The following is a 15,178-nucleotide window of genomic DNA, read 5'->3' as shown; positions in this document are numbered from 1 at the left end:
AAAAGCCCCCTACAGCGGCAGCCCCACGTAGTTCTCCGCGATGGCGGTCATCGCGGCGCGGGAGCTGACGGCGTATTCCAGGTCGGCGAGGTGGATGCGCTGCTCGAAGGGGGAGTCTTCCTCGTTCCGGTGCAGCATCGTCGTCATGTACCAGGAGAAGCGCTCCGCCTTCCAGATTCGGCGCAGGCAGGTCTCCGTGTAGCCGTCCAGCAGGTCGGTCCGGCCTTCCTTGTAGAAGGCCTCCAGCCCGCGCGACAGGTAGACCACGTCGGCCACGGCGAGGTTCAGCCCCTTGGCGCCGGTCGGCGGCACGATGTGGGCGGCGTCGCCGGCCAGGAACAGGCGGCCGTGGCGCATCGTCCCGCAGACGAAGCTGCGCATGGCGATGATGCCCTTCTGGAAGATCGGCCCTTCCGTCAGGCGCCAGCCGTCGCGCGTCTCCAGCCGCTGATGCAGCTCCGACCAGATGCGGTCGTCGGACCAGTTGGCGATGTCGTCCTTCGGGTCGCACTGCACATAGAGCCGCTGCACCTCGGGCGAGCGCGTGCTGAGCAGCGCGAATCCCCGCGGGTGGTTGGCGTAGACCAGCTCGTGGTAGGAGGGCGGCGCCTCCGTCAGGATGCCGAGCCAGCCGAACGGGTAGACCTTCTGGTATTCGGTCCGCAACGCCGCCGGGATGGCCTGCCGGCTCGGCCCGTGGAAGCCGTCGCAGCCCGCGACGAAGTCGCAGCGCAGCTCCTCCTCCGGCCCGTCCGTGCCGCGCCGGAAGCGGATCACCGGCCGGTCGCACTCGACGCCCTCCAGCCCGACGCCGGTCACGCCGAACAGGATCTGCCCGCCCTCGGCCAGACGCGCGGCGGCGAGGTCCTTCAGCAGCTCGTGCTGCGGGTAGACGGTGACCATCTTGCCGCCGGTCAGCTCGGCCGTGTCCACATGATGGCTCTCGCCGTTGACGCGCAGGGTGAAGCCGGTGTGGAAATGCCCCTCCCGCATCATCCGCTCGCCGAGTCCCATCCCGTTCATCAGATCGACCGTCCACTGCTCCAGCACGCCGGCGCGGATGGTCGCCTCGATCTCCTCGCGCGAACGGCTTTCCAGGATGACGGATTCGATCCCCATCCGGTGCAGCATGTGCGACAGGAACAGCCCGGCTGGCCCGGCCCCGATGATCCCGACCTGGGTCCGCGTGACATGCGCGCCCATCGCTCTCTCCCGTTCGCAATCCGTCCCGCCCCGGGGACCTTGTTTGTGAGTCCTACAGTCTGGCATCCTATCTTTTGTCACAGCCCGCCGGGAATGGACGAACCGGCCATTCTCTTGTACTTTCCATCGCCGCTTCCGCCCGGCTCCGCCGTGCCCGGCCGGTCCCTCCCCTCCCCCGACCGGACCGCCGGACATGCCGGAATCCTTGAAATCCATACCGAATTACCTCCTCTACGGGGACCCGTCGGGGGAGGCGGAGCTGGATTTCGTCCATGTCGAATCCATCCCGTCGCGCAGCAGCTTGCACAATTGGGAGATCAAGCCGCACCGCCACAGCGGCCTCAGCCACCTGCTGCTGATCACGGCCGGCGGCGGGCTGATGACGGCGGACGGGGCGGAGCACGGCTTCCGCGCCCCCGCCCTGCTCACCATGCCGGCGGAGACCGTGCATGGCTTCCGCTTCGACCCGGACATCGACGGCCACATCCTGACCATGTCCGCCGGCTTCCTCGCCAACCTGCTCGCCGGCCTGCCGGAACCGGAGCTGAAGGCGGTGCTAGACCGGCCGGCGGCGCTGCCCGCCGACCCGGCCGGCGAGGACTGGCCCGCGCTCACCGCCGCCTTCGCCGCCATCCTGCGGGAATTCCACTGGCCGCGCCCCGGCCGGGCCAGCGCCATCGCCGCCCAGGTGACGCTTCTGCTGGTGACGGCCGCGCGGCTCGGCCTCGCCGAGGGCAAGGACGCCGGGCCGCTGTCCGCCGACGCGCTGCTGGTCGCGCGGCTGCGCCAGGCCATCGGCCAGCGTTTCCGCGACCACTGGCCGGTGGAGGCGTACGCCGCGGCGTTGGGCACCAGCCCCGGCCGGCTGAACGCCGCCTGCCGCCGCGTCGCCGGCGCCTCCACCCTCCAGCTCGTCCACGCCCGCCTGCTGCTGGAGGCCAAGCGCAACCTGCTCTACACCGCCATGACCATGAGCGAGATCGGTTACGCCATGGGCTTCGAGGACCCCGCCTACTTCTCCCGCTTCTTCACCAAGCGCGAGGGGTTGTCGCCCCAGGCCTTCCGGCAGAGGCACGGGCGCGGACGCTGATGCCGGGTTCGCCCATTCATGAGCCCCGTTTCATACCGCATGCGGATTTGAGTGGATAAACCCCTCCCGCGCCCTTCGATAGACTCCCGGACATGCCGCCGGGAGAGATTACGGTCCGTCCCCTTTCCCGGTCGATTCAAGAAAGGGAGATCGGGATTCATGAGGTTTCTGGCCGCCACGCTTGCGTCTCTCGCCTTGGCGTCTCCCGCCTTCGCCCAGGGGAACGCCACCATGACCACACCGGCCGAAAGCGCCTCCACCCTGTCCCTGGCGGACATCCAGGCGGTCTCTCCGGCCCTTGGCCGGTACGCGCGGGAGAGCAACCTCGGCAGCCTGTGGCAGCGCCCGCAACTCTCGCGCCGCGACCGCGCCATCGTCACCGTGGCGATCCTGATCGCCCGCAACCAGCCCTTCGACCTGGCCCATTACATGACCCTCGCCCTCGACAACGGCGTGACGCCGCGCGAGCTGTCCGAGGTCGTCACGCATCTCGCCTTCTACGCCGGCTGGTCGAACGCAATGTCGGCGGTGTCCGTCGCCAAGGACATCTTCGCGCAGCGCGGCATCGGGCCGGACCAGCTGCCCCCCGCCTCGCCGCAGCTCCTGCCGCTGGACGAAAAGGCGGAGGCCAGCCGCGTCGCCAGCGTGCGGCAGCTGCTCGGCACCGCCGCGCCGGGCCTCGACCAGTTCACCACCGACCCGCTCTTCATGGAGGTCTGGCGCCGCCCCGACCTGTCCCCGCGCGACCGCAGCCTCGTGACCATCAGCGCGCTGATGGCGAACGGCCAGGTGGCCCAGCTCGCCGGGCACCTCAACCGCGCCCTGAACGACGGCCTGACGCAGGAACAGGCCGGCGAGGTGATCACCCAGATCGCCTTCTACGCCGGCTGGCCCAACGCCTTCTCCGCCGGCCCGGTCGCGGCGGAGGTGTTCAAGAGCCGCGCGAAGTGACGGGAGGCGGGGCTTGGGCCTCCCTCCGCGTCTTCCCCGCAAGACCGGGCGGGCGCGACCTCTGACGACCGCTCCCCTCTCCCCTCCGGGGAGAGGAAGGGGCCCAAGCCGCAGGCTTGGGAAGGTGAGGGGGTCCTGCGACTGCTGAACTTTCCGGTTCCCGGCCCCCTCACCCTGACCCTCTCCCCGAGGGGAGAGGGAATTGAGTCAGCGCACACTCCACCCCCCCAACACAAAGGAACCGCCATGAAGAAAACACTCATCGCCGCCACCCTCGCCTCGGCAGCACTTTGCGGAGCCGATTCCGCCGGCGCGCAGGAGATCCAAATCACCCAGCCCGGCTCCATGTCCTCCGTGATCGGCAATCCGAACAACTTCACGGGCCATGTGGTCGTCGATCTGCTCACGCCACCGTCCACCGAGACCCCGGCCTCCTCCGGCCTGGTGACCTTCGCTCCCCGTGCGCGCACCGCTTGGCACACCCATCCGGCCGGACAGATGCTGATCGTCACGGCCGGCAAGGGCTGGGTTCAGCAGGACGGCCAGACCCGCCGCGAGATGAAGACCGGCGACGTCGTATGGATTCCCGCCGGCGTCCGGCACTGGCATGGCGCGACCGGCACCACCGGCATGAGCCACATCGCCATCACCTACATCCGCGATGGCAAGAACGCCGACTGGATGCAGCTGGTCACCGACCAGGAATACGATGCCCGGCAGTAAAGCTCCCAAGGACGGTCGAGCGGAAGCCGGGCCTCCGCCCGCGAGGCCGGCTGCATCCGTGCAACAGGCTCAGCCACGAACAAGCTCCGGAGGTCAGATCGCCTTCCGCTGGCGGAGTTCATCCTCAATCGGGCAGTCCGCACAGGATGCGTAACCGCACAGACGGCAGATATGGTACGCGTGATCAACGTCGCGCACGCACGCCCGCAGCACGCGCTCGGACAGCGCAGTCAGCGTCGCCAACTCGTCCGCACTCAGCGTGGCGAGCCCACGGGCCAGAACCTGGTCCCGTGCATGCAGCACGGCAGCGCTGGCCTTTTCGCCTGCGGCCGTGAGGTGGAGCGACCTTGCTCGCCCGTCCGTCGCGTGCCCGCGCCGTTCCACCAAGCCGTCGGCAACCAGCCTGTCGACGAGGCGAACGGTTCCAGCGTGCGATAACCCCACGCCTACGGCGAGCGTGCGAATTGAAAGGCCCGGCTCATGGTCGAGGAGCGCGAGCGCCGCGGCGGCAGGGCCTGCTTCCGGAGCGAACGAAGAGGCGGCGCGAACGATGTCGTCGCCCAACATCAGGGCGAATGCGCCAAACACGTTTCTATCACGAATCGAACTCATGGGGTTACATTTACATGCGCGGAGCATAAATATCAAGCCGGTCGCGCAATCGATGCGCACGCATGCCCATGCTGGGAAGGCCGCCGTGGCGGCGTGCCTCACCCGAACCGTTTCCGGAAAATGCGAAACGGTTCAGTGCCCGTCAGCCACGAAAGCTTGATGCCGCTCTGGCCCGGAGCCACGCCATCCCCGGATGTCACGAATCCTTTGAAACAGTGTCCGCCAACAGGCCCCCAGCCATGAACCGAAAGGCCTCGATGGCTTTGGCGAGGACATCCTGCGGATGGTCACTGGCCGCGACCCAAAGCGCGGCGTTCAGCGCAGCCCCGTTCAAAAGCCGGGCGGCGGCTTCGGCATCGACCGGTTTGATCAGGCCGCGTTCGATCAGCCCATTCACTTTCCGCAAGGTCGTCTGGAGGCAACTGTTCTGGCTGGGCCACTGCGAAGGGTCGCCCAGGAACGCCGGTCCGTCGAGCAGCACGATGCGCTGGACCTCAGGCTCCAGCGCCATCTCGATGTAAGCGATGCTTTCCGCCAGCAACCCTTCCCAATCATTCTCGGCTCGGCTGGCCATGGCGTGCGCGCGCGCCGCCATTTCCCCATCGATCTGGTTGACCACCGCCTGCAGAAGCCCGCGCTTGTCGCCGAAATTGTGATAGAGCGCCCCGCGCGTCAGCCCAGCGTCGGCCGTCAATTCGTCCATCGATGCGGCTGCATAACCCTTCTCGGCGAAAGCCCTGCGCGCGGACTGGATCAGCTTGCCGCGGGTCTCCTCCATCATCTCGGAACGCCTTTTCCCGGCCACGTCCATCTCCTTCAAAAAAATTCACAGCCACTCGGATTCGCGAGTTGACATACGTACCGTATGCGAACTACCGTTCTCATACGGAGCGTATATCAAATCGCGCCCCGGCTTTGAAGCCCGGCTTTGAAGCTTGAAGAACTCGCTCGGCCGACACGGCTTTGTCCGTGCCCCCGACGTCGGCGAGACGGCCCTGCTCTTTACGAACTGTCCTTCCGCAATGAGGAGTTAGAATGATGGTACAACGCCAAGCTATCGTTCCAGCCGACCGGCACGCGCTTTACGAGGCGCACCGCTACTCGGCGGCGATCCGCTCAGGTGATCTCCTGTTCGTCTCGGGTCAGGTCGGCAGCCGATCGGACGGATCGCCAGAACCCGACTTCGAGAAGCAGGTGCAATTGGCTTTCGACAATCTTTCGAACGTGCTCAGGGCCGCCGGTTGCACGTTCGAAGACGTCATCGATGTCACCACCTTCCACACCGACCCGGCCGCTCAGTTCGAGACCATCATGGCGGTGCGGGACAAAGCCATCGGTGATCCGCCCTATCCGAATTGGACGGCGGTCGGAGTGAACTGGCTGGCCGGGTTCGATTTCGAGATCAAGGTCATCGCCCGCATACCTGATGTTGCCTGAACGGCACTCGGCTCCAGTCCAACTCGGGCCTGATTGAGGGCAAAGTCGCCAGCCGGCAGGCTCACCGCGACACCCGCGAGGCCGTCATTCCGGCCCTGAACGCCGCTGGCGCGCTCAACGCTTGGGGCTGTCACGATGACGCCGGGAGCCAACGGACCCTTGCCCGAAACAAGCTGGCCCTGCCCGCGTCCCCCGTCACCATGGTGACACCGGTCGTTGCCGCCCCGCTTGGCGGCAACACCGGCTTCGACGCGCAGCTCGGCGCGCCCAAGGCGGCCTCGAATGGCGGCACGGGCATTATCAGCTCGCAGGTCTAAGCGTCCCGGCCGCTGTCCTTTGCGTCCGGGACCCTCTTTCCCGGGTTCCGGGGAGCCAACGCCGGTTCCGGAAATTTTCTTCAGCCTTGCGCCAAAAAAATATGCGCCACGCATAGACAAGCCTGTCGAGTATATGTATGCTTCGCGCATACAAATTCGAGGAGCCATCCCATGCTAAGCTTTCCATCTTCCTCCGCGGACGAAGCCACGCTTCCCGCAGATGCCCCCCCCTCGCACGCCGCATTGTCGCCGCGGGTCGCGGTGTCGCGCTTGCCGGCGCCGTTCTCCCCTTGGCCCTGATCGGAATTTTGAAGTTCACGCAGTTCGAGATCGAAGCTCTCAAGCCGCTCATCAGTGGGACGCCGTGGCTCGCGTGGCTCTATTCGGTTTTTGGCTACGCCGGCACAAGCTACCTTCTTGGGGTCGCGGAACTCGTCACCGCAGCCTTGCTGATCGCTTCGCCCTGGTTCGTCCGCGCTGGGCTGGTCGGCGGCGCGCTCGGCGCCCTTACCTTCCTGACAACGGCATCCACGCTTCTCGCGCTTCCGATATGGGAGCCCTCGGCCGGTGGATTTCCGTTCCTCAGCTTCCTTGGGTCCTTTCTCATAAAGGACATTGCGCTGCTTGGTGTCAGCTTGGTCGTGCTGGGTGAAAGCTTGGCTCGCGTCCGCATCGGTTCGCGTTGATGCGCCGGGATTGATCCGGCGACACACGACAGCCTTGTCGCCGGATCGGGCCGACGCAACGGCGCCGGCGTCTTCCGACCACTGAACTTAGGTTTCAGGCCCCCCTTCAAGGCGGACAATCGCGCCCTTTGCGCGGAGGCAGGCTGCCCCGCCACGCAAGCGTTTTCTCCTACTTTCAGCAATCAGGCCGCGAATTTCAATTTTTGCCTGCTCTTCGACCCACGTTGAAAAGGAAACCAGCAAATGCACTACGCGGAGTACAAGCAAACCGATCCGGCTCTCGTGCGGGCCATGGTGGAAACCTTTCCGTTCGCAACGATAACGGCAAACGGTGACGAAGGTCCGATTGTCGCGCAAGCCCCCCTCACCTTCCGTCATGGACGCAACGCTGCCGACGCCGTCGAATTTCACTTGGCGCGAGCCAACCAGATTGCGGCGTCGATGACGCCCGGAACACCCATCACGGTGGTGGTGCATGGCCCCGGCGCCGCGATCTCGCCAAGTTGGTTCACCGCGAGCTTTCCGGGCGACAAGCCGGATCGCAGCCGGACCGCTCCTACCTACAACTACATCAATCTCGTCATACGTGGCCGCGTCGAGTTCATGGACGACGACGCACTGCAAGCGCAAATCGGTGACTTGGTGCTGGCGAACGAACCAGCGGACGGCTGGCGGCTCGAGGAACTTGCTCCGGAACTCTGGGAGGGCTGGCGGCGCCATATCCAAGGCTATCGCTTGGAGATCGAGTATTTTGACCTGACCGTAAAGCTAAGCCCTCCCGACGAACCCGCCGACAGGCCCGGCGTCGTCGATGGCTTGAGCAAGCGCGCGCTGCAAGATGATGAGGCTATCGCAAGGCTCGTCGGCGGGTATGATGGTTCGTCCGCGTCCCTTCAGGCTCTGTTTCGCTCCTTCCGGCCAAATTGACGTGCACGGCAACGCTCCGTCTCCGTTGGCCGTCCGTGTGCCGGGCCAGACTGCGCGGAGGCATGGACGCTCCCAACGACGGTCAGGACAGCGGGGAGGCCGCTGACCTTCTCCTGCATCACCCATGAAGCCATCGCAGGGGGTCAGCCGGCCCGGTACTGCTCCTCGCTGACCGGCTCCAGCCAGTCCACGGTTTTGCCGTCGAGTTGCTCCTGGATGGCGATGTGGGTCATGGCCGTGGCCGCCGTGGCGCCGTGCCAGTGCTTCTCGCCGGGCGGGAACCAGACCACGTCCCCCGGCCGGATTTCCTCCACCGGCCCGCCCTCGCGCTGCGCCCAGCCCAGGCCGGACGTGACGATGATCGTCTGCCCCAGCGGGTGCGTGTGCCATGCGGTGCGCGCCCCGGGCTCGAACGTCACGCTCGCCCCGGCGGCCCGCGCCGGCTCCTGGAACAGCGGATCGATGCGAACCGCCCCGGTGAAATACTCGTCCGGCCCCCGGCCGGATGGCCGTGAGCCGTTTCGCTTGATGTCCATGGTCCTTCTCCATCACGCGTTGTCCGGTTCCGGCTGCCTGATCGGCCAACAGCCGAGGCTGCCGGAACGGCTGGGGGCCATTCTTGGATTTACCGCATGCGCGGTCCAGCGATTAGAGGCTGGAAAGCGCATGAAACGATGAACGGGGTTCATGGACGCGGCGCGGAGAGTCGGTCGGCATCAACGCGCATCCAACTTTATCGAGGCTCCCTTCCCAAAAGGACCGCTGCCACCCTCTTCGACCGGCAGGCGGCGCGTGGCGGCCCAAGTCAGCAACGCGAAGGCGCTGAACGTCACCCCCAACGCAGAAACTCCAAACCATCCGAGTTGGGCGTAGGTAACGGTTGCGGCGATGGCTCCTGTGGCGCTGCCAAGGGAATAGAACACCATGTAGCCGCCGACGAGGCGGCTGCACGCCTCGGGGTGCCGTTCAAAAATGATGCTCTGGTTGGTGACATGGACGGCTTGTACAGCAAGATCGAGCAGAACGACGCCAATCAGCAGGTGGGGTACTGACCATGGCAGAAGGGCGATCAGTCCCCACGACGCCAGCAGGAGAGCAAGGGACAAGCCCGTTGTCCATTGCCCATAACCACGATCCGCGAGACGGCCCGCACCGCTCGCCGCGATCGCGCCCGCCATGCCGATCAGGCCAAAAACGCCAATCTGCGTATGGGAGTAGGAGAAGGGCGCCGCACTGAGTGGCAGCGCGAGTGCGGTCCAGAAGGTGCTGAATGCCGCGAAGCTTAACAGGGCGAGAATGCCGCGAACCAACAACACTCGGTCAGAGAGGAAAAGGGCCGGAATAGAGCGCAGCGTGGCGGCGTAGGTGTCGGAACTGTCTGGTGAAAGCTGGCGTGGCAGGGCACGCAGCAGCAGGCCAACCATGACGAGCGTGATGACGGCCGAGGTTATGTAAACCGCTCGCCAGCCGCCGAGATCGGCGAGCACCCCGGCGACGAAGCGGGCGGCCAGAATCCCGATCACCACACCGCTCGTCACCATGCCGACCACTTTGCCGCGTTCGGTGGGCGATGCCAGTGTGGCGGCGAAGGATACCAGCACTTGAACGACCACGGCCAGCAACCCCATCGCCACCATGCTGGCAAGCAGGACCGCCTCTGTCCTCGCCGTCGCGACGGCGGCCAACGCGAAGACGGACAGAATGCCTTGGCTGAGGATGAGACGGCGGCGATCGACCAGATCACCAAGTGGCACGATGAAAATCAGCCCTAGCCCATAACCAATCTGCGTCAGCGTCACGACGAGGCCGACGCTCGCATGAGACATGCCGAAATCCTGTGCGATCGCGTCGAGCAGTGGCTGGGCATAGTAGATGTTTGCGACGCTCAACCCTGCGGCTAGGGCGAAGATCAGCATCGTGATCCTTGGCATCCCACCACCAGGTTGATGTTTTGTCTGGCTTTCGTCCTCGTGCCGCATGGCAGCCCCTTCTCATGATCGGACGTGTTCCAAAATAAGACCACTTGTCGGGTTGCGATTCTAGTTCTACGTTAGAACCAGATTGAGCCAGGGGAGATCGGATGTCATGGTCAAAAGGGTCAGCTTATGGGACGCCGGATGCCCAGTTGCGCGGGCGCTCGACGTCATTGGCGACTGGTGGTCGCTGCTGATCATCCGTGACGCCTTCGACGGAGTCCGGCGTTTCAGCGAGTTTCAGACGGGCCTTGGCATCGCCAAGGGAATGCTCGCGACCCGGCTGCGTGACCTGACAGAGCGCGGCATTCTGGAAACCGCACCGGCCTCGGACGGCAGTGCCTACCGCGAATATGTTCTGACCGAGAAAGGGCGTGGCCTGTTTCTCGTAATCGTCGCTCTGCGCCAATGGAGTGAAGATCATCTTTATAGCGCGGATGAGCCACGGTCCGCTTTGGTGGAAAGGGGATCAGGCGCTCCGGTCGCGCGCCTCGAATTAATCGCAGAAGACGGCCGCTCTCTGGGTTGGAACGATACCGAGGTGAAGAAGACCTGATCATTGGCGGCTGACAGCCCGCTTGGCATTGGCACGCGAACTCAGTTCCTACACCACGCGGTGGGCCACGACCAAGGCAGCGGCGAGAACCGCCCTCAGGTGAGAAAGGGCGGCCCTCCAGCGGTTAACGGTCTGTTCGCCAGGACGGAGCGTCCACCGCCGTCCATCACGATAAAAGCCGCCACCACACCGGGCAGCCTGTCAGATCTCACAGGTGCATCAGCGCATGACTGAAAAACCGGGGGCCGCCCGACGGTGAGGCGGAATGAGGACGGCCCCCGTGGCGCCACAATCCCCCCTGGGCTCAAGCAGCGGCGCCAACGGCAGAATGGCAGAAGGCCTGCGTTGGCGGTGCCTGCGAACCCTTACAGGGTGCGCATGGAAAAGGCCTGGGCTGATGGTATTTCCTGAAAAGACCGAAATACGAACTCGGAAAATGCATTCCAAGAGCGTATAGTGTCGCTTGACGGTTTACAGCGCCCGGTGAGCGTGCTTTCCGATGAAGATCAGAAGCGTGAAGCACAAAGGATTGCGGCGGCTGATTGAAGCCGACGACACATCCGGGCTCCAGCACGCGCTCGTCGATAAGATCCGCAAAATCCTTTCCTTTCTTCAGGACATGGAGAGGGAGAAGGAATTGCGGAACGTCCAAGCTGGAAGGCCCATCAGCTCACAGGCGAGCGCAAGGGGACCTGGAGCCTGAGCGTGAGCCGGAATTGGCGCATCACATTTCTGATCGATCAAACCGAGATCGAAATCATCGATCTCGACTATGAAGACTATCATTGAAGGGAAACGCCATGGCCGACACGAACTATCGCATGATGAGCCCGGCCCATCCCGGTGGTTTTGTGAAGACCGAAATCATCGAACCGCTCGAGATTTCGGTGACCGAAGCCGCCCAGGCTTTGGGCGTCACTCGCGCTGCCCTCTCGGCACTGCTGAACGAGCGCGCCTCCCTGTCGCCGGAGATGGCTCTCCGGATCGAAAAGGCTTTCGGCGTCTCCATGGATACGCTGATGCGCATGCAGAACAGCTACGACATCGCTCAAACCCGGAAACGGGAAGGCGAAATCCAGGTCGCGCCCTTCAGGGGCAAGGCGTCCGAGCCACAGCCCGGACTGTCTTGAAGCGCGGTGTAAGGAACGCCGTTCCCTACTCCGCCGCACGCCTTTCCTCCACCACGGCTCCACCCGCCCGCAGCTGCCGCAGCAGGATCTGCACCGGGTGTTCCAGCCGGACGTCGCCGAAGCGCGCCACCTGGCTGCGGCAGCTGTAGCCGGTCGCCATCATGACCTCGCCGGGCATCGCGGAGTCCAGCCGCAGGCGCCAGCTCGAATCATAGATGCGGCGCGAGGTATCCAGATGCTCGACCTCGTGCCCATAGGTGCCGGCCATGCCGCAGCAGCCGGTCTGGGCGATGCGCAGGGTCACGCCGAAATGGGCGAAGACTCGGCTCCAGTCGGCGAGCGAGGCGGTGGCGTTGGTGCGCTCGGTGCAGTGGGGCAGCAGCGTCACTTCGCCCCCGGCGCCGCCGGTCCCGCCCGCTCGGGCGGGGATGCGGTTCAGGTTGGCGGCCAGCCATTCCTGGATCAGCAGCACGCGCGGGCTGTCCTCCGCCCCCAGCGCCTGCGGGTATTCCGACCGGTAGGTCAGGGTGATGGACGGGTCCACCCCCACCAGCGGCACGCCCGACGCGGCCAGCGCGCGCAAGGCCGCGGCGTTGCGCTCGGCCACCCGGCGGAAGCGGCCGAGGAAGCCGTGCACGTGCAGGGCCTTGCCGTTGGCGCGGAAGGGCGCCAGCCAGGGGGTGAAGCCCAGCGATTGGATCAGCTCCACCAGCGCCACCACCAGCGGTGCCTCGAAGCTGCTGGTGAAGGCGTCCTGCACCAGCACGACGCTGCGCGCCCGGGCGTCGGCGTCCAGCCCGGCCAGCGCCTCGGGCGTGGCGGTGGCGACACCGCGCGCGCGCAGGGCGGAATCCAGGTCCACGGGCGACAGGCGCGGCGTGTCGGCGAGGCCGAGCCACCACATCGCCTGCCGGCCCAGGCCGCTGCCGATCACCGCGTTGTACAGGCCGGAGACGCGCCGCACATGGGGCAGCATGTCCTCCAGGGCGCCGACGATGTGGTCGCGCGGGCGGCGCAGGTAGCGGCCGTGGTACAGCTCCAGGAACTTCGCGCGGAAGCTCGGCACGTCCACCTTGATCGGGCACTGCCCCGTGCAGGACTTGCAGGCGAGGCAGCCGTCCATCGCCTCCTTCACCACGTGGGAGAAGTCCCCGTCGCCCCGGCGCGCCGCCAGCGTGTTGCGCAGCCGCCCGGCCAGTCCGGCCCATGCTGGCCGCTCGCGCAGGCGGTCGCTCTCCGCCCCGGCATCGACGCCGGCCTCCGACAGCAGCCGCAGCCATTCCCGCACCAGGGCGGAACGGCCCTTCGGCGAATGGCGACGCTCCCGCGTCGCCTTCCAGCTCGGGCACATGGCGTCGTCGGCGTCGTAGTTGTAGCAGGCGCCGTTGCCGTTGCAGTGCAGGGCCTCGTCGTAGCGCTCGCGCACCGGCTCCGGAATGACGCGGTCGAGCTGGCCGCGCAGGGGCACGTTGTCCACGCGCAGCAGGTCCTCCCCCTTGGCCGAGGCGATCTTGCCGGGGTTGATCTGGTCGCGCGGGTCGAAGGCGCGCTTGATGTCGGCGAGGCAGGGGTAGAGCGGCCCGAAGAAGCGCGGCACGAACTCCGACCGCATGCCCTTACCGTGCTCGCCCCACAGCAGCCCGCCGTAGCGCATGGTCAGCGCCACCACCTCCTCGGTGATCTCGCGGATCATCGGCTCCTGCGCCGGGTCCTTCAGGTCCAGCGCCGGGCGGACGTGCAGCACGCCCGCGTCCACATGGCCGAACATGCCGTATTCCAGCCCCCGGCGGTCCAGCGCGGCGCGGAACTCCGCGATGTAGTCGGCGAGCGATTCCGGCGGGACGGCGGTGTCCTCGACGAAGGGGATGGGGCGCTTGCGCCCCTGCACCTTGCCCAGCAGCCCGACGGACTTCTTGCGCATCTCCCAGATGCTGTCCACCGCCCCGCCATGGGCCAGCGTGTAGCCGAGCCGCCCCTTGGCCCGCCCTTCCCCGTCCAGGAATCCGGTCAGCCGGGCCACCGCCGCCGCGACCGAGTCCGGGTCGTCGCCGACGAACTCCACCAGGTTGATGCCCAGCACCGTCTCGCCCGGCTCGTCCGGGAAATAGTCCTTCACCTTGTGCCAGACGATGTCCCCGCGGGCGAGGCCCAGCACCTTGGAATCGACCGTCTCGATCGAGGCCGCCTTGAAGGCGACGAGGTTGCCGGCGTCGCGCAGCGCCGCGTCGAAGCTCGCGTAGCGCAGGTTCACGAGCGTCGAGACGCGCGGGATCGGCAGGATGCGCAGCTTCGCCTCGGCGATGAAGCCCAGCGTCCCCTCCGACCCGCAGAGCACGGAGTTCAGGTTGAACCGCCCGTCCGCGCCCCGGATGTGGGCGAGGTCGTAGCCGGTCAGGCAGCGGTTCAGCTTGGGGAAGCGCTCCTCGATCAGGGCGGCGTTCTCGCGCTGGACGCGGTCCACCACCCGGTGCACCTCTCCGACCCGGTCGGCGCGCGCCTGCAGCGCGGCCAGCTCGGCGTCATCGACGGGGCGCGAGGTGAAGACGGCGCCGTCCATCAGCACGGCCGTCAGCTCCAGCACATGGTCGCGCGTCTTGCCGTAGAGGCAGGAGCCCTGCCCGCTGGCGTCGGTGGAGATCATGCCGCCGATGGTGGCGCGGTTGGAGGTGGACAGCTCCGGCGCGAAGAACATGCCGTGCGGCAGCAGTGCCGCGTTCAGCTGGTCCTTCACCACCCCCGCCTGCACGCGGACCCAGCCCTCCGCCGCGTTGATCTCCAGGATGCGGTTCATGTGGCGGGACACGTCCACCACGACGCCCTCGCCCAGGGACTGCCCGTTGGTGCCCGTCCCGCCGCCGCGCGGGCGCACCACGACGCCGGCGAAGCGCGGCTCGGCCAGGGTGCGGGCGACGAGTGCGATGTCCTCGACCTCGCGCGGGAAGACCAGCGCCTCGGGCGTCACCTGGTAGATGGAGTTGTCGGTCGCCAGCACGACGCGGTCGCCGGAGGCCACCGACAGGTCGCCCCGGAACCCGCCCGCCCGCAACTCCGCCAGCAGGTCGCGGACCAGGGGCGAGCATTCGGCCAGGCTGCTGAGGCGCGGTATCACGGAAGGCGTCCCTTTTCCATCGGGGCCGACCGCCAGGCGCGGTCCGCCATGTGCACTACGCCGTTTTAATAAGGCGAGCGCGGGTCCGGAGTGAAGTGCCGAATCACGCCGACACCCCCGGCCCGGACGGGCCAGCCCCTCAATTTCAGCAGGCGGATTCCGGGCGGCGACGGCCGGGCCGCCAAAGGCGGGTGAATTGCACCCGGAAACAGCCCTCACTGTGCAACAGCTTGAAGGAAAAACAACCACTTAGCCGTCACCCCCGCGAAAGCGGGGGTCCAGGACTTTTCCAGAGGGTCCGTTCTGCGGCGTTCTGGATCCCCGCGTCCGCGCATGGGCGCTAACTTTGACGGCCGTTTTCTCCCTCTCCCCGCTGGGGCTACGGCTTGCACACATTTTGCGCCGCAGCAAGCTTGTAGCCTTCGTGAATGGCGGCGAAACGTTCGTATCCCCGCTGCATGGTT

Annotated in this window: 15 protein-coding genes; 9 read left to right on the top strand and 6 right to left on the bottom strand. The window is 66.3% G+C overall.

Annotated features, from left to right (window positions below):
- Positions 1-9: 9 nt before the first annotated feature.
- The gene (locus JUB11_RS28695; protein ID WP_207462224.1) at positions 10-1,203 is read right to left on the bottom strand and encodes a 4-hydroxybenzoate 3-monooxygenase; all 1,194 of its coding nucleotides are present in this window, start codon (positions 1,201-1,203) and stop codon (positions 10-12) included.
- A gap of 193 nt (positions 1,204-1,396) precedes the next feature.
- Between JUB11_RS28695 and JUB11_RS28690 the strand changes: the two genes are divergently transcribed.
- The 3 genes from JUB11_RS28690 (at position 1,397) to JUB11_RS28680 (ending at position 3,967) form a co-directional block, all read left to right on the top strand.
- Positions 1,397-2,293, top strand: coding sequence for a helix-turn-helix domain-containing protein (locus JUB11_RS28690; protein WP_207462223.1), 897 nt, complete (start codon positions 1,397-1,399; stop codon positions 2,291-2,293).
- 159 nt (positions 2,294-2,452) lie between these two features.
- Entirely contained in the window at positions 2,453-3,244 is a 792-nt protein-coding gene (locus tag JUB11_RS28685) for a carboxymuconolactone decarboxylase family protein (protein ID WP_207462222.1), read from the top strand.
- Between the two features lie 246 nt (positions 3,245-3,490).
- Complete coding sequence (locus tag JUB11_RS28680) at positions 3,491-3,967, top strand: cupin domain-containing protein (RefSeq protein WP_207462221.1); 477 nt, start codon at positions 3,491-3,493, stop codon at positions 3,965-3,967.
- Positions 3,968-4,060: 93 nt separating this feature from the next.
- Here the strand turns inward: JUB11_RS28680 and JUB11_RS28675 are convergent, their stop codons facing one another.
- Together JUB11_RS28675 and JUB11_RS28670 are read right to left on the bottom strand one after the other, a co-directional pair.
- Positions 4,061-4,579 (bottom strand): MarR family transcriptional regulator, encoded by a 519-nt coding sequence (locus tag JUB11_RS28675; protein ID WP_247887395.1) that lies wholly within the window; start codon positions 4,577-4,579, stop codon positions 4,061-4,063.
- Positions 4,580-4,775: 196 nt separating this feature from the next.
- A complete protein-coding gene (locus JUB11_RS28670; RefSeq protein ID WP_247887394.1) occupies positions 4,776-5,360 on the bottom strand; it encodes a TetR/AcrR family transcriptional regulator in 585 nt (194 codons plus the stop codon).
- A gap of 257 nt (positions 5,361-5,617) precedes the next feature.
- On the opposite strand from JUB11_RS28670, the gene JUB11_RS28665 reads away from it, so the two are divergent.
- From JUB11_RS28665 to JUB11_RS28655, 3 genes are all read left to right on the top strand, one after another.
- Positions 5,618-6,016, top strand: a complete 399-nt coding sequence (locus JUB11_RS28665; RefSeq protein ID WP_207462237.1) for a RidA family protein — start codon at positions 5,618-5,620, stop codon at positions 6,014-6,016.
- A 607-nt stretch (positions 6,017-6,623) separates the two neighbouring features.
- A complete protein-coding gene (locus JUB11_RS28660) occupies positions 6,624-7,019 on the top strand; it encodes a DUF417 family protein (RefSeq protein ID WP_207462219.1) in 396 nt (131 codons plus the stop codon).
- A gap of 243 nt (positions 7,020-7,262) precedes the next feature.
- Complete coding sequence (locus tag JUB11_RS28655; protein ID WP_207462218.1) at positions 7,263-7,946, top strand: FMN-binding negative transcriptional regulator; 684 nt, start codon at positions 7,263-7,265, stop codon at positions 7,944-7,946.
- 143 nt (positions 7,947-8,089) lie between these two features.
- Here the strand turns inward: JUB11_RS28655 and JUB11_RS28650 are convergent, their stop codons facing one another.
- Complete coding sequence (locus JUB11_RS28650; RefSeq protein WP_207462217.1) at positions 8,090-8,482, bottom strand: cupin domain-containing protein; 393 nt, start codon at positions 8,480-8,482, stop codon at positions 8,090-8,092.
- A gap of 180 nt (positions 8,483-8,662) precedes the next feature.
- A complete protein-coding gene (locus JUB11_RS28645) occupies positions 8,663-9,925 on the bottom strand; it encodes an MFS transporter (protein ID WP_207462216.1) in 1,263 nt (420 codons plus the stop codon).
- A 106-nt stretch (positions 9,926-10,031) separates the two neighbouring features.
- Between JUB11_RS28645 and JUB11_RS28640 the strand changes: the two genes are divergently transcribed.
- From JUB11_RS28640 to JUB11_RS28630, 3 genes are all read left to right on the top strand, one after another.
- Entirely contained in the window at positions 10,032-10,475 is a 444-nt protein-coding gene (locus JUB11_RS28640) for a helix-turn-helix domain-containing protein (protein ID WP_207462215.1), read from the top strand.
- A 636-nt stretch (positions 10,476-11,111) separates the two neighbouring features.
- Positions 11,112-11,264, top strand: a complete 153-nt coding sequence (locus tag JUB11_RS33455; protein WP_348771528.1) for a type II toxin-antitoxin system RelE/ParE family toxin — start codon at positions 11,112-11,114, stop codon at positions 11,262-11,264.
- Positions 11,265-11,275: 11 nt separating this feature from the next.
- Entirely contained in the window at positions 11,276-11,605 is a 330-nt protein-coding gene (locus JUB11_RS28630) for a HigA family addiction module antitoxin (RefSeq protein WP_247887393.1), read from the top strand.
- 25 nt (positions 11,606-11,630) lie between these two features.
- Here the strand turns inward: JUB11_RS28630 and JUB11_RS28625 are convergent, their stop codons facing one another.
- A complete protein-coding gene (locus tag JUB11_RS28625; RefSeq protein ID WP_207462214.1) occupies positions 11,631-14,714 on the bottom strand; it encodes an FAD-linked oxidase C-terminal domain-containing protein in 3,084 nt (1,027 codons plus the stop codon).
- Positions 14,715-15,178 lie beyond the last annotated feature (464 nt).

It is taken from the genome of Azospirillum sp. SYSU D00513 (assembly GCF_017356015.1).
In the GTDB taxonomy this organism is placed as follows: domain Bacteria; phylum Pseudomonadota; class Alphaproteobacteria; order Azospirillales; family Azospirillaceae; genus Azospirillum.
Note: the sequence above shows the minus strand (reverse complement) of the source record. Positions and strands in the feature narration are given on the sequence as shown.

What these genes read in the sequence shown, in the direction of transcription:
- JUB11_RS28695 (WP_207462224.1), bottom strand. Translation starts at nt 1,203, where the DNA reads ATGGGCGCGCATGTCACGCGGACCCAGGTCGGGATCATCGGGGCCGGG.
- JUB11_RS28690 (WP_207462223.1), top strand. Translation starts at nt 1,397, where the DNA reads ATGCCGGAATCCTTGAAATCCATACCGAATTACCTCCTCTACGGGGAC.
- JUB11_RS28685 (WP_207462222.1), top strand. Translation starts at nt 2,453, where the DNA reads ATGAGGTTTCTGGCCGCCACGCTTGCGTCTCTCGCCTTGGCGTCTCCC.
- JUB11_RS28680 (WP_207462221.1), top strand. Translation starts at nt 3,491, where the DNA reads ATGAAGAAAACACTCATCGCCGCCACCCTCGCCTCGGCAGCACTTTGC.
- JUB11_RS28675 (WP_247887395.1), bottom strand. Translation starts at nt 4,579, where the DNA reads ATGAGTTCGATTCGTGATAGAAACGTGTTTGGCGCATTCGCCCTGATG.
- JUB11_RS28670 (WP_247887394.1), bottom strand. Translation starts at nt 5,360, where the DNA reads ATGATGGAGGAGACCCGCGGCAAGCTGATCCAGTCCGCGCGCAGGGCT.
- JUB11_RS28665 (WP_207462237.1), top strand. Translation starts at nt 5,618, where the DNA reads ATGGTACAACGCCAAGCTATCGTTCCAGCCGACCGGCACGCGCTTTAC.
- JUB11_RS28655 (WP_207462218.1), top strand. Translation starts at nt 7,263, where the DNA reads ATGCACTACGCGGAGTACAAGCAAACCGATCCGGCTCTCGTGCGGGCC.
- JUB11_RS28650 (WP_207462217.1), bottom strand. Translation starts at nt 8,482, where the DNA reads ATGGACATCAAGCGAAACGGCTCACGGCCATCCGGCCGGGGGCCGGAC.
- JUB11_RS28645 (WP_207462216.1), bottom strand. Translation starts at nt 9,925, where the DNA reads ATGCGGCACGAGGACGAAAGCCAGACAAAACATCAACCTGGTGGTGGG.
- JUB11_RS28640 (WP_207462215.1), top strand. Translation starts at nt 10,032, where the DNA reads ATGGTCAAAAGGGTCAGCTTATGGGACGCCGGATGCCCAGTTGCGCGG.
- JUB11_RS28630 (WP_247887393.1), top strand. Translation starts at nt 11,276, where the DNA reads ATGGCCGACACGAACTATCGCATGATGAGCCCGGCCCATCCCGGTGGT.